This window comes from Bacillus andreraoultii, from assembly GCF_001244735.1.
Taxonomy (GTDB): domain Bacteria; phylum Bacillota; class Bacilli; order Bacillales; family Caldibacillaceae; genus Caldifermentibacillus; species Caldifermentibacillus andreraoultii.
The window spans coordinates 165,235-179,947 of the sequence record NZ_LN868937.1; the positions used below are offsets into that span (position 1 = coordinate 165,235).

A 14,713-nucleotide genomic window follows, 5' to 3' on the forward strand; every position below is an offset into this window, starting at 1 on the left:
TCTTTTTTCATTTTTTTAATGAATTACAATAAAGCCGAAAAGGCTTGGTAATCCATAAGTTATAATAAGTTTCTGAATTTCTGTGAATAATTCAGGTNACCGTAGCCAATTCATAAAATAACTGAATTTTCAATAGAACAACTCTGGTATTTTGGGCATACTTCCCCCTTGACTGAAAAATTTATTTTTTTCAGTTATGAGAAGTATTCTATTGGTCATTCCAATTGTAGTTTTTGAATTCGATTCAGTACATCCCAAAAGAAATTTTGATACACAAAACTCGATGATAGTTTGAAGTAAAGGGATCTGCCTGATTTCACGACTTTACTTGCCGCTTTAATTAACCGAGTACGTATCGTATCAATTTGCATAGTTTTTTGACCTTCCGGAAAACAAAGAGTTCGTAACCAATTGGTCAAATTATATGCAAGAAGTGTTAACATCATTTTTACTTCGTTCACTAGAAAAGCGTGGCTATTCATATGATCAAAGTAAAAGCCATTTTTTGCTTCTTTGATATAGTTTTCCATCGTCCCTCTTTTTTGATAAGCTCGGACGATATCTTGAGGAAAAGCTAATTCAAAGTTAGTAACAAAAAAGGAATGGGTAAAGAACAGCTCACCTGCAGGACGTACCGATTGAATAATCACCCTTCTTGGTTTTGACCATGATTTTGCTTGGTAAATCGTTTCTTCATAATAGGTTTCCGTCTTGGAAACATCTAAAGGTGCGGAAGAAGGATGGTATTCCTTCGCTAAACTTTGTAGTTGTGAATTCGATTTCAACCGAATAATATACAAAACAGATTCTTCTTCACACAGATCGTATAATCCCGGAACAGCAAACCCACTATCTCCACGAAGAAACAGGGTAGTTTCCGGAAACATTTCGTTATAATGTTTAATGAGAGGCCGAATAAATTCCACCACACCATTTGATGTATAAACATTTCCGGGACGGAGTTGTGCTTTCAAAAAGTCACCAGTCGCACCATCAAAGGCGACTAATGGATGAAAACCCATCGTGCCATAATGAGTATTATATGACGAAGATTCTTGGTCCCCATATGTATCCGAATGAGTCGAATCCAAGTCGATAAATAACTCTTTCGATTGTCGAAAACAATGAATCTTATCAAGCATTTCTTGGTTAGCCAGATTTAATTGTTCAATTGAATCTTTATCAAATCGTGTATAAAAGCGAGACAAACTGGGCTGGGAAGCAAGTGTTGGAGTTTCAATGATTTCCTTAAACACAGGATCATGAGTCAACTGATCAGCCGCATCATCTTCCGCATACCCGGCAATGATTTGATAGACTTTTTGACGTAACAAGTTTTCATTTGAATGAAGATAATATTTCCTTGAATCGTTAAGTCTCAAGTACTTAACTAAAGTCTTTGAAAAACCAATTTTTTCATCGAATTCTCTAAAAAGAAACTCACCTGTATCGGAGGAAAGAGAACCTCCATCATTTGACAATTTAATTTTATGATTGAAATCAAGTGTTTTTTGCGTTAAAGTAACCATATAAAGAGTCCTTTCTGTTTGGTTTTTGTTTTGGTTACTTTAACTTTAACAGAAATGGATTCTTTTTTCATTTTTTTAATGAATTACAATAAAGCCGAAAAGGCTTGGTAATCCATAAGTTATAATAAGTTTCTGAATTTCTGTGAATAATTCAGGTTAGAAATTGAAAAGAATCTTACCATTATGAATGGTATTTTTTATATAACATCTAGGTTGAGGTGGAAACTTGAATACGTTAAAAAAAAGAGAAGTACTGTTTAAAATGGTACCTATGTCAAGGACACAATAAAAAAAGAGGTTAAGCAACTAGAAGATGATTCCTATATTGAATAGGGGTCATCTTTTTTAAATTCCATTGATATCGATAATTGCTATAGTAAACCATATAGTGATTTATTTTTGCTTTTAGTTCTTTTAAGGATTTACAAGATTGATAGTCTACTTCATCTTTTAAATGACCAAAGAAAGACTCTTGAGGGGCATTATCCCAACAGTTCCCTCTTCGGGACATAGATTGTCCTAGACCATATTTTTTTAATAACTTTTGATATCTGGGGCTCGTATAATGGCTCCCTTGATCAGAGTGGATGAAGGCATCTTTATGTAGTGTAATCTTCTTGTTTTTCATTAGTTTGTGAATCGTCTTTGTTGCGATGTCTAGAGTGATACGATCAGAAACATGGTAAGCTAGGAGTTCGTTAGTGGACGCATCTTTTATGGTTGACAAATAAGCCATGGAATTTCCGTTATATGGCAAATAAGTAATGTCCGTTAATAACACTTTTCCTGGAACTCCTTGCTTAAATTCCCTATTTAACTTGTTTGGAACAACCTGATGCTCCTTGGTTGCTTTAGCGATCCTTTTATAAGGATTTGGCTTTCTGTGAGGACAGATGATTCCATATTTCCTCATGATTCTCTGTATCTTTTTACGGCTAAACGTAATGTTAAAATCATTCTCCAGTATCATTTTAATGGAGCGTGAACCTTTCTTATATCCGCGCCGATTAAAGGCCTTTAAAATGATTTCCTTCGCTTCAAGATCCAATTTCTCCTTTGCTTCCCGGAGAGAGGAAGCCTTTAGGTAGCTATAATATCCAGACCGGGATACCTCTAAGAGGCCACATAGATACCTGGTCATCCCCTTAAATCCATTTTGTTCAATGGTCTCCTGAATCAATTGATATGCATTATTCGGATTTAGATTTTCGCTTGAGTTTAGCAGCCTCCTTTCTGTCGTTTCTAGCTTTTTTAACAGCTCAACCTGTCCTTCCAACAGTTCGATTCTTGCCTTTTGTCTTTCAATCACTTCGGACGGTGAAAGCTCACGTTTCAAGGGTCTGCCGGAAGCGTTTTTCCTCGTATCCGTAAGCCCAATCAAGCCATTCTTCTCATAGGCCTTTTTCCACCTGCAGGCTGACTGTTCGATTCGTTTTATTCCTATAACGTCCACATCGAAACCGTTCTCCGCAAAGATCTGACGAGGGAGTTTGCCAGCTAGGTACTCATCAATAAATCTATTTTTAAAATCGTCAGTATAGGTAATAGACCGATCGCTGACACGATGTATATTTGGATTCTGTTGAAGTGTTTTTATCTCTTTGGTTGAAAAAGTTATTTTACTCATGTTGTCCCCTAATCCTCATATTCTAAAATTCAAGTATATAAAAAAATACCTGTAGGTGAAACCCTCTTTTTCAAGTGTCCTACCTACAGGTACCATTTTACACGCCAGGCCTCTTTTTTTATTTAGTAAATTTTTCCGGATCCAAAAGTGGTGAATAAGCTTTCATAAGGATAATCTTTCGCTTGATCAATTTCCCACTTTCCATCTTTTGCCATTAGATTCATATCTATTGCCGTTCCTTTTTTTACTGAGATAGAACCCATAATATCGTCAATTTTAGAGAAAGCGTATTGGTATCTTTTATCTGTATCATAATTTCCAGTTTTTTCACGATAAGCATCGGAATAATCAAAAATTCCTTGATAAAGGTCGTTTAATGGAATCGTTTCATATTCTACACGAACAGTTGCTTTATCATTTCCAAATTCGACAAGGGAAATGGTGTAGGATGCTTTTTCATTTAGAAGTGAGATATACTCTTCTTGTGCCTTATCTATATCTTTTTCTGTCAATTTTTTAAACATGCTTAGATTTAATGTTTCTTTAAAATAGTCTTTTGCTTCTTTTATTGCCGCTTCTTGATTCATCGCAACTAATTTATCATATGCTTTATTTTCTTTTTTCAAGAAGACTGTGTCAATGAACGCGCTTAAAGCTTGAATGGGTTCTGCTAATTTTTCATAGCTATCACTATATTTATTTGTATCTAAGGTTAGGACGACTTCTTTCGGTTCCTTTCCTGGATCCATTAACATTGGCTTAATTCCAAGTTCGTATTTCTTCCCTTTTTCAACGTTAAAATAAAATGTCATTTTTGTCGACTTTCCAGGATTAATATCACTCGTTCTGTCGCCACCAATACCCGTATAATTACCGTAAATGTCAATTGGTGCAAGTTGATTGTCTCCGTCATAAAGGAAAATAGCATTTCGAGGTGTAATGGATAATGTTGATTTTGATCTATTTTTAATATTTAAGACGACCTCTAAAGGAGCTTCTTTCGCATCTTCGGAAAAATCTCCACTTTCTTCTGTCCAGATATACGAAGCTTTTTCAATGGAGACTTCTAATGCTCCCCCCTTCTTCTTTTCCGTCTTTGTCGCAGATTCGAATGTGGAACATGCAGCTAGAAATAAGCAAGCAAATAGAAATATAATGACTAAGGAAAACCTTTTGATCACCCAATCTCCCCCTTCTTATGAGTATACTAAGTTTTACTTAATCTGTGGTGAATCGTTAAAAGATTAAGAATTCAACACACCTAGTGCATTATAACAAAGCGAGATCATTTAGTTAATTCGACTTTAGACCTCTATTTTAAATGGGGACTTTTATCCGATTGGATTCAATTTTTTCATAGGCGAATAGTAAAGTATAAATTTTTCATTTTCTACTTTACCATTAGCTTTAAGCTCCCTAAGAAAGGATTCGGCAGCATTACATCAATGCAGAAAAAGGCTCTTTTAGGCAAACTACAGCTCTCGNGTTTTATGGCTTTATGTTATTTTCTATGTTATTTGGTGCAGGAAATTTAATTTTCCCTGCTTTTTTAGGACAAGCTGCTGGGGAAAATGTTTGGCAAGCGGTTAGTGGGTTTATCATCTCAGATGCGGGATTAGCACTCGTATCATTTATTGCTATAGCGAAATCTGGTAGCTTTGAGAAGTTAATCCAACGTGTCCATCCCCTTTTTGCGATTGTTTTTCCAGTTGCAATTTATTTATCCATTGGTCCAGGACTAGCAATACCGCGCGCTGGAAGTCTTGCTTATGAGATGGGAGTGAAACCTTTCTTACCAGCGTCACTTTCTGGTTCACCAATAGGGCTGTTTACTTATACGATTTTATTTTTTTTTATCGTCTTTTGGTTTGCAAAAACGCCTACGAAACTAGTAGATCGATTAGGAAAAATGTTAACACCGGCATTATTATTTTTGATTTTCATTGTTTTCATAAAATCGTTATTTAAAGATTTCCCACCACTTAATGCGGCAGTTCCCCCATATAGTAGAAATCCATTCACAACGGGGATTTTAGATGGATATCAAACGATGGATGGACTTTGTGCTTTAATTTATGGGGTCATATTTATTAATCTTTTTAAAGAAAAGAAGATAGAAAGTCGTTCCCTACAGGTGAAGTATTTAATCGTATTTGGACTCATTTCCGGTCTTTTACTATCCATTTGTTATCTTATCATTGCTTATTTAGGGGCAGCTACACCACTTCCTGGAACAGTAGATAATGGGGCGGTTGTTTTAAGTAGTGTTATGAAACAATTATTTGGTAATGGTGGAGCCATTGTTTTAGGACTAATTTTTACATTAGCATGCTTAAATGTTTGTATTGGGTTAATCACTTCTTGTGCTCAATTTTTCTCGAATTTATTTCCAAAGGTATCCTATATTGGCTGGTCAATCATTTTATGTATTGCAAGTGGTGTTGTTGCCAATTTAGGTTTAACACAAATTTTAAAAGTCTCTGTACCTATTTTACGTTTATTATATCCATTGGCAATTACATTAATGATCTTCGGCCTAATCCATGATCGTATTCCATACCATCATCGTCCAGTCTACGGTATGACGATTAGCTTTGTGGGGTTATTTAGTTTATTAGATGTAATAAATTCCACCCTTTTGAACGGGGCGATTTCAGGAGTACTTTCCGTTGTTCCGTTGCAAAACTTAAGCTTTGGTTGGGCCATTCCAGGTCTAATTGGATTTATCTTAGGAAGTATTATTGAAAAGCAAACGTATAGAGCTAATAAAACAAATAGGGAAGCAGCATAGAATTTCTTTTATTCCAAGGGGACATGAATGGTGTGCCCCTTTATTTGTATGTAATTCGTAAAAATGGTGATGCTAATCATTCCATAATATTCCCTCATTATTCTAATAAGCCACTTTAGATGTAAGTACTTTCAAAAAGGTATATAATTTTTATAAAATACTTGCTCATTACATTTTTCGCACTACCGAGAATTGACATAAATATTTTTGTAATGGATTATTCTTTTAAGCATGTTCCATTGAAACTTAACCAAGTTAGGAGTGGTTTAAGTGAAGTTTGTTGTTAACAAAGAGTGGTTATTTGAACAGTTAAATAATCAGCAGGTGAAAATTGTTGATTGTCGCTTTGATTTAGGAAATCCAGACTTTGGGGAAAAACGGTATCAAGAGTCACATATTCCTGGTGCTTACTATTTTCATCTTGAGAAGCAACTATCAGGACCAGTAGTAGAACATGGAGGGAGACATCCGCTTCCGGAAATGGAGAAATTTAAACAAGATCTTGAAAAAGTAGGAATCGACCATTCCAAAACGGTCATAGCTTACGATGGAGGAGAGGGCCAATTTGCATCACGCTTTTGGTGGCTACTTACTTATCTTGGTCATGACAATGTGTATGTGTTAAATGGAGGATTTCGAGGGTGGGTTCAAGCTGGTTTTCCGACAACGAAGGAAATTCCTGAACATGAGCATGCTTATTTCAAAGTAAATATTCGTAAAGAAATACTTGCTACTTACAATGAAGTAAAAGAGATTGTTACGGATGGAAAAAAATCATCAGTATTAATCGATTCAAGAGACCCCGCTCGGTACGTAGGAGACATTGAACCAATTGATAAAATTCCGGGGCATATTCCAGGTGCAATAAACAAGTTCTGGGAAAATGGATTAGAGAAAGGGTTTTTTAAAAGTAAAGAAGAACAAAAGAAAAGATTTGCTGAAATTGACCAAGATAAACCGATTATTGTTTATTGTGGGTCTGGTGTAACGGCTACACCAAATTATATAGCGTTAAAAATGGCTGGTTATAAAAATGTGAAACTTTATGCAGGTAGTTATAGTGATTGGGTTTCTTATGAAGGAAATCCAGTGGAAAAGGGAAATGAGAACGCTAAGTAAATCAGTCATGTTCTTTCGATGACTAGGACAATAAATTTTATGGAAGAAAAGCGAAACGAGTTACACATAACTATGTCGAACAAAAGACAATAATCATATGAAATAAATAAAAGATCAAGTCATCAGGGAGGAAACAATCATTTCACTTTGACCGATTGTTTCCGTGTTACTCTTCAAACGAAATGGTACCAGTTGCATTTTGATTTTCCACGTTCATGTCATTTATAACTATCTTAGAATAGCAAAATAATATTTTAATCCATTAAAAATTCTGATAGAATAAAATTAAGGTATACTGTATTCAAAAAGTTCTATGTCCATGTTGGTTACGTTAATTAAATAGGTAAAATGTCAATATTAATCATAACTTTAAGGGGATAAGGATGGGGAAAATGAGTAACATACAAACAAAAACAGATGTGATTCTGATTGGTGCTGGAATTATGAGTGCAACATTAGGTTCATTATTAAAGGAATTAGCTCCTGATTGGGAAATTAAAGTGTTTGAGAAATTACCTAAGCCTGGTGAGGAAAGTTCGAATGAATGGAATAATGCGGGGACAGGACATTCGGCTTTATGTGAATTAAACTATACACCAGAAAAGCCGGACGGAACAATTGATACGAATAAGGCGATAAAAGTAAATGAACAATTTCAATTATCAAAGCAGTTCTGGGCTTATCTTGTAAAAAGTGATTTAATTCAAAACCCGCAAGACTTTATTATGCCTTTACCTCATATGAGTTTTGTTGAAGGGGAAAGCAATGTACAATTTTTAAAGAAAAGATATAAAGCGCTGTCAACTAATCCGTTATTTCAAGGTATGGAATTCTCTGATGACCCAGAAAAACTGAAAGAATGGATACCGTTAATGATGGATGGTCGTACCTCAAAAGAGCCAATTGCAGCAACAAAAATTGATTCTGGTACGGATGTAAATTTCGGTGCACTTACCCGAATTTTATTTAAACATTTAACGAACCAGGGTGTGGAAATGAATTATAAGCACCAAGTTAAAAATATTAAGCGGACGAGTGATGGACTGTGGGAAGTAAAGGTACAAGATATTGATGGAGGAAACATAGAATATCATACAGCAAAATTTGTGTTCATCGGTGCAGGTGGTGGAAGTCTACCATTACTTCAAAAAACAGGAATCCCAGAATCTAAGCATATTGGTGGTTTCCCAGTTAGTGGGTTATTTATGGTATGTAAAAATCAAGAAATTATTGAACAGCATCATGCAAAGGTGTATGGAAAGGCAAAAGTTGGTGCGCCACCAATGTCTGTCCCACATCTTGATACAAGATATATTGATAATAAAAAAGCATTATTATTCGGTCCGTTTGCAGGATTTTCACCTAAATTTTTAAAAACGGGTTCAAACTTAGATTTAATTGGATCTGTGAAACCAAATAATGTGATGACAATGTTAGCCGCCGGAGTAAAAGAAATGTCATTAACAAAGTATTTAATCCAGCAAGTCATGCTCTCTAATGAAAAGCGATTAGAAGAGTTACGTGAATTTATCCCTAATGCTAAATTAGAAGATTGGGATATTGTTGTAGCAGGACAGCGAGTTCAAGTGATAAAAGATACTGAAACAGGTGGTAAGGGAACACTGCAATTTGGAACGGAAGTAGTAAGTGCTGCAGACGGATCCATTGCTGCTTTACTCGGTGCCTCACCTGGTGCTTCAACTGCTGTACATGTCATGTTAGAAGTATTAGAAAAATGTTTTCCACAATATATGAATAAATGGGAACTAAAAATAAGGGAAATGATACCTTCTTATGGTGCATCACTCGTTGCCAATCCAGGTCTATTCCAAGATATTCATGAGTCCACATCGCAAATACTAGGACTTAAAACGGAAGCAACCATACCGCCAACACCGGAGAAAGTATTACAAGAAGTATAAAAAATATGCAAGTTTCATAAAACTTTGGGTAAATGGTAGAAGGTCATCTAGATAATTCTAGATGGCTTCTTTTTCCTTTACAAGTAAAGGAAGTGACGATGATGGGTTTATGAGGTTATCCTTCATCATTTATGCATGGAGAAACGAGGTTTGAGTTGTGAGTCCGTTGATTAAAGCCTACGACATATAAAAAGTTACTAATAGAAATTTCACAAAGACAGTCCGAATGATTTATAGCTTGGCTGTACTTTTTTATAGGTGGAGTGAAGGATTTGACAATAGACAAGATAAATAAAGGATTACAAATGAAGGCGACCTCACTAGACTCTCTACCGAACCATTGGGAAGTTGTCAAACTAGGCAATTATATGACGATTTATAGTGGAGACAGCCCTTCTAATTTACAATTTAATGAAAATGGAATTCCCTATTTTAAAGTAGATGATTTAAATCGTTCAGCAAAATATATGGTAGACAGTAAATTAAACATCGCGAATCAAAACATAAAGAAAGTTGTACCAAAAGGAAGCTTAATTTTCCCGAAACGTGGGGCAGCAATTTTAACAAATAAAATCCGCATATTAACAGAGGATAGTTACTTTGACACAAATATCATGGGTGTTAAAGTCGATGAAGAACAATTTGATAGAGAATTTCTATACTACTTTTTACTAAATAAAGGGCTATATAAAATTGCGGATACATCGACAATTCCTCAACTTAACAACAAGCATATACAACCGCTCTTAATTCCAAAACCACCTATAAATGAACAGCGGAAGATAGCTGCGATTCTAGCTACTTGGGATAAGGCAATTGATTACAAAGAAAGAATGCTAGAAGAAAAAAGGAAAGTAAAACGTGGATTAATGGAGCGATTGTTATCTGGGAAAGTAAGGTTACCAGGTTTTCAAAATGAATGGATAAAAGTTAAATTTAGAGACGTAATGAGTTTTTTGAAGAAAAGGCCAGTGAAGGATCCGTATAATTATTATTTATTAACAGTGAAGCTATATTTAAAAGGTATAGAGGCTACGGATAAAAAACCAAATATTACAGTAAAGGGTCGACCATATTATATAAGGGATCCTGGCGAGTTACTCATAGGAAGGCAAAATTTCCACAACGGAGGCATGGGTATGGTCCCAGAAGGAATGGTCAATTATGTTGCTTCCAATGCAATTAGTAGTGTACATGGTATAAAAGGTAATTTGAAGTTTTATTATTACTATATGTCTAACCCTAACTTTTATAAAAGAATAGAACTTCTTATCGGAGGAACGGGACAAAAGGAAATATCTGAAGCGATGATGAAGCAGTTAAGGCTCTTTATTCCTTCAGACGAAAAGGAACAGACTGCAATTGTTCATCTACTTGAAACAGCAGATAATGAATTAAATCTATTAGAAGAAGAATTGTTGCAAGTAAAACAGCAAAAGGAAGGGTTAATGCAATTACTATTAACAGGAAAAGTGAACGTGTCCGTATGAAAATAAATAAGTTAATAGAAAAAAACCGGGGTTGTCCGAAAAGGCGATATCCCAAAAAATGTGATAGTCAAGTAAGATGTTATATCAAGGTTTTGAAACATGAAAAGGGGGCATCCAGAAATAAAAAATACGACTTTCTGAACGGCCCCGTTTTTATAACCATTTATTAAAATCAAAATGAGTAATTAATTTCGAATTAAGTAGTCAAACGCACCTAGTGCAGCAGTAGCTCCGGACCCCATGGAGATGATAATTTGTTTGTAAGCACTGTTTGTACAGTCACCAGCTGCAAAAACACCTGGAATACTTGTTGCACCGTGTTCATCAACAATAATTTCACCCATTCTTGTCCGTTCAAGGGTTCCTTCTAACCATTCAGTATTAGGAACAAGACCGATTTGAACAAACACACCAGCCAATTCGATATGATGCTCTTCACCAGTTTCACGGTCAATATAAGTTAGTCCGTTTACTTTATCTGTACCAGTAATTTCTTTCGTTTGAGCATTTTTTATAACGGTCACATTTGGAAGACTATATAAACGATCTTGTAGTACGGAATCTGCTTTCAATTCTGGAGCAAATTCAATAACGGTCACATGTTTTACAACTCCAGCAAGGTCAATAGCCGCTTCAATACCTGAGTTACCGCCACCAATAACAGCTACATCTTTACCTGCAAATAACGGTCCATCACAATGTGGACAATACGCTACACCTTTTGTTTTAAACTCTTCTTCACCTGGAACACCGACATTACGCCAACGAGCACCAGTTGATAGAATAACAGTTTTGCTCTTTAATACGCCACCATTTTCTAATTCAACTTCAACGAGGTTATCTTTCTTTTCTAATCGTTTTGCTCGTTGTAAATTCATAATATCAACAGGGTATTCTTTTACATGTTCTTCAAGGCTGGCTGCAAGTTGTGGACCTTCTGTATACTTCACACTAATGAAGTTTTCAATCCCTTTTGTATCCATAATTTGTCCACCGAAACGTTCAGCAACTATTCCTGTACGAATCCCTTTACGTGCTGCATAGATTGCTGCGCTTGCACCAGCTGGGCCACCACCGACAACAAGAACGTCAAACGGTTCTTTATTTGAAAACTCGGACGGATCACTAGTTTTCCCCAATTTTGCAAGAATTTCTTCTAGTGACATACGGCCACTGCCAAATTCCTCACCATTTAAGAAGACAGTTGGGACCGCCAAAATATTTCTGCTTTCAGCTTCTTCTTTAAATGCGGCACCATCAATCATTGTGTGAGTAATATTTGGATTGAGTACACTCATTACATTTAGGGCTTGAACAACGTCTGGACAATTATGGCAAGTGAGACTAACGAAAGTTTCAAAATGGTATTCACCTGTTAAACTTTTCACTTGATCAATGACTGCTTGATCTACTTTTGGAGGCCTTCCACTTACTTGTAATAAGGCTAAAACAAATGATGTAAATTCGTGTCCTAATGGAATACCAGCAAAGACAACGCCAGTATCTTCCCCGATACGATTTACACTAAAGCTAGGTGTTCTTTGTAAGCTTGCATGTTCCACTTTAATTTTAGGTGACATAGTAGCTAGCTCATCAACAAGAGCTAGCATATCACCTGATACTTTATCAGAACCTGCACTTACTTTAATTAAAATATCATTCTCCATTAACTGAAGATATTGATTTAATTGTGCCTTAATATCTGCATCTAGTATCATTTATAAGCACTCCTTAAATTTTACCTACAAGATCAAGGCTAGGTTTTAATGTTTCCCCAGTTTCTTTCCATTTAGCTGGACAAACTTCACCTGGATGTGTACGAACATATTGTGCTGCTTTAATTTTATCAATTAGTTGGCTAGCATCGCGGCCAATTCCGTCTGCATTAATTTCTACGGCTTGAATTACCCCATCTGGATCGATAATGAAAGTTCCGCGTTGAGCAAGGCCTTGTTCTTCATCAAGAACTTCAAAGTTGCGAGAAATTACGTGAGAAGGGTCTCCAATCATTGCGTATGTAATTTTGCTAATCGCATCTGAATGATCATGCCATGCTTTATGCGTAAAGTGAGTATCAGTAGAAACTGAGAATACTTCTACACCAAGTTCTTGTAATTTTGGATATTGTTCTTGTAAATCTTCAAGTTCTGTTGGACAAACAAATGTAAAGTCTGCTGGATAGAAGCAAACAACACTCCAATGACCTTTCAAATCTTGTTCAGAAACATTAATGAATTCTCCGTTTTTGTAAGCTTGTGCATTAAATGGTAGAACTTCTTTTCCTACTAGTGACATGATGTAATTCCTCCTAAAATATATTTTAATAAATAGTAGATAACAGAATAAATTGTATAGCTTGTGTTTCTTTTTGATTATATCAATTTCTTTATTACAATTATTATTATATAGTACTAAATATCTTTGTCAAATAAAACAAGGCTTATTCACATATCTTTAACATTTTGTACAGAGGTGAGCAATAATATAATTGAGAAACGGATAGAATCATAATTGTTTAACGAGTAAAATAGACAACTCTATCAATTCTCTTAATAATAATTGTACAATATCCGAATATGAATGTTAAATTTTATGCATTGTAAGCTCTCTAAATAAAAAGACATTCTACTACGAATAATAGAATGCCCATTTGAAAAAAGAATATATCATTATTTTGTGTAATTATCGAAGTACCCTTGAATATAAATGATTGGTGTTCCTTTATCACCACTACCTGAAGTTAAATCTGATAGAGAACCAATTAGGTCTGTTAGTCTTCTAGGTGTTGTGCCTTGCGATTCCATGGCACCGACTAAATCTTCATCTTTATGAGAGATATAATCAGAAATGGCTCTTTTCAATTCTTCTCCCTCTAAATGTGCAAAGTTATTATCAGCAAGGTATTTTAATTTAACTTCATTCGGTGTTCCCTCGAGGCCAGTTGTATAAGCAGGAGAAACGACTGGGTCTGCCAATTCCCAAATTTTCCCAACCGGATCTTTAAATGCTCCGTCTCCATAAATCATTACCTCAACTTGTTTACCAGTCTTCTCGTTTAAAAGCTCCTGAATCTTGTTTACGACTGGTTGGCAATTCCGTGGAAACAATTTAATCGTATCTTCAGTTGATTTGTTCGAACCAAGTAAGCCAAAATCTTCATTAAATCCACTACCATTTATTGACTCATTTAAAATATCATCAAGGCTAAAAACGTTTTCGGCACCATTTGCTTTTAATATTTTCTTTGTTCGTAAACGTGTATGTATATCACATGTAAGTATATTTTTTGTATAGTCTAAAATTGTTTTTGGATTGTTAGAGAAAATGACTTCACATTTTGCACCAGTTTCTTCTATTATATTCTTATAATAATCAATGTAGTCAATACCAGTGAATGGATGTGGGTTATGGCCAAAATAAGTTCTAAATTGTTCTTCCGTTAGCACATCTGTCCAAGGATTCACTCCCTTTTCATCGAGTACATCAATGTCAACTAGATGGTTCCCCACTTCATCTGATGGATAACTAAGCATAAGAATAATTTTCTTCGCACCTTTTGCAATGCCCCTTAAAACGACGGCAAAACGGTTTCGACTTAAAATCGGGAAGATGACACCAATTGTTTCTTCTCCAAACTTTTTACGAATATCATGTGCAATATCATTCGTAGTAGCATAATTTCCTTGGGCGCGGGCAACAACGGACTCTGTAACGGTAACGATGTCTTTGTCTTGAACTTGAAACCCTTCTTTTTCAGCAGCATCTAATACACTATGAACAACAATTTCTTCTATATTGTCACCTTGTTTAATGATTGGGCACCGCAGTCCTCTAACAACAGTTCCAACTACTCTTTCCAAGTTCATCTCTCCTAGCGTTATTTAGTAAACAATTCTCAAATGAATAAAAGAGCCAATAGTTAGCTCTCTATTTAAAGTGGAATCAAATTCACATTTTCCTTATTTATTATAACAAAGAATCGGCAATTTATGACATAATCGATAAAATTATCATATAAATGAAATTAAGACTATACTAATCCTTCAACTTGGTTAATAGGAGAGTACAATTTTTTGATTTCTACTTCCTTTTATGCATAAGTGCACAAGGAAGGCTTCGCTAGCATTAAAACTATCTTTCTTTCAGCGAATTCTACTTATAGGCATGATGGAAAGATTGTTTGCATGACGGGCTTTACCATATAAAACAATTGGAATTGTTAATAAGCAAGACAA

Annotated in this window: 10 protein-coding genes; 4 read left to right on the forward strand and 6 right to left on the reverse strand. The window is 35.3% G+C overall.

Annotation, left to right across the window (positions count from 1 at the left end; genetic code table 11):
- Positions 1-215: 215 nt before the first annotated feature.
- The 3 genes from BN2144_RS06265 to BN2144_RS06275 form a co-directional block, all read right to left on the reverse strand.
- A complete protein-coding gene (locus tag BN2144_RS06265) occupies positions 216-1,529 on the reverse strand; it encodes an IS1380-like element ISBco1 family transposase (protein WP_017550355.1) in 1,314 nt (437 codons plus the stop codon).
- A gap of 298 nt (positions 1,530-1,827) precedes the next feature.
- Entirely contained in the window at positions 1,828-3,156 is a 1,329-nt protein-coding gene (locus BN2144_RS06270; RefSeq protein WP_033827423.1) for an IS3 family transposase, read from the reverse strand.
- A 122-nt stretch (positions 3,157-3,278) separates the two neighbouring features.
- On the reverse strand, positions 3,279-4,337 hold the full coding sequence (locus BN2144_RS06275) for a DUF5105 domain-containing protein (protein WP_033826481.1): 1,059 nt from the start codon (positions 4,335-4,337) through the stop codon (positions 3,279-3,281).
- A 260-nt stretch (positions 4,338-4,597) separates the two neighbouring features.
- On the opposite strand from BN2144_RS06275, the gene brnQ reads away from it, so the two are divergent.
- From brnQ to BN2144_RS06295, 4 genes are all read left to right on the forward strand, one after another.
- The gene (brnQ, locus tag BN2144_RS06280) at positions 4,598-5,947 is read left to right on the forward strand and encodes a branched-chain amino acid transport system II carrier protein (RefSeq protein WP_268258043.1); all 1,350 of its coding nucleotides are present in this window, start codon (positions 4,598-4,600) and stop codon (positions 5,945-5,947) included.
- 270 nt (positions 5,948-6,217) lie between these two features.
- Entirely contained in the window at positions 6,218-7,066 is an 849-nt protein-coding gene (locus tag BN2144_RS06285) for a sulfurtransferase (protein WP_033827424.1), read from the forward strand.
- 392 nt (positions 7,067-7,458) lie between these two features.
- On the forward strand, positions 7,459-8,988 hold the full coding sequence (locus tag BN2144_RS06290; RefSeq protein WP_042337728.1) for a malate:quinone oxidoreductase: 1,530 nt from the start codon (positions 7,459-7,461) through the stop codon (positions 8,986-8,988).
- 272 nt (positions 8,989-9,260) lie between these two features.
- Positions 9,261-10,478, forward strand: coding sequence for a restriction endonuclease subunit S (locus BN2144_RS06295; protein ID WP_050632227.1), 1,218 nt, complete (start codon positions 9,261-9,263; stop codon positions 10,476-10,478).
- A 185-nt stretch (positions 10,479-10,663) separates the two neighbouring features.
- On the opposite strand, the gene ahpF is transcribed toward BN2144_RS06295, so the two are convergent.
- The 3 genes from ahpF to BN2144_RS06310 all read right to left on the reverse strand — a co-directional run bounded on the left by ahpF (position 10,664) and on the right by BN2144_RS06310 (position 14,338).
- Positions 10,664-12,196: an alkyl hydroperoxide reductase subunit F gene (ahpF, locus tag BN2144_RS06300; RefSeq protein ID WP_033827425.1), complete on the reverse strand. Its 1,533-nt coding sequence runs from the start codon at positions 12,194-12,196 to the stop codon at positions 10,664-10,666.
- Between the two features lie 13 nt (positions 12,197-12,209).
- Positions 12,210-12,773 (reverse strand): alkyl hydroperoxide reductase subunit C, encoded by a 564-nt coding sequence (ahpC, locus tag BN2144_RS06305; RefSeq protein WP_033827426.1) that lies wholly within the window; start codon positions 12,771-12,773, stop codon positions 12,210-12,212.
- A gap of 374 nt (positions 12,774-13,147) precedes the next feature.
- Positions 13,148-14,338, reverse strand: a complete 1,191-nt coding sequence (locus tag BN2144_RS06310; RefSeq protein ID WP_033827427.1) for a coenzyme F420-0:L-glutamate ligase — start codon at positions 14,336-14,338, stop codon at positions 13,148-13,150.
- Positions 14,339-14,713 lie beyond the last annotated feature (375 nt).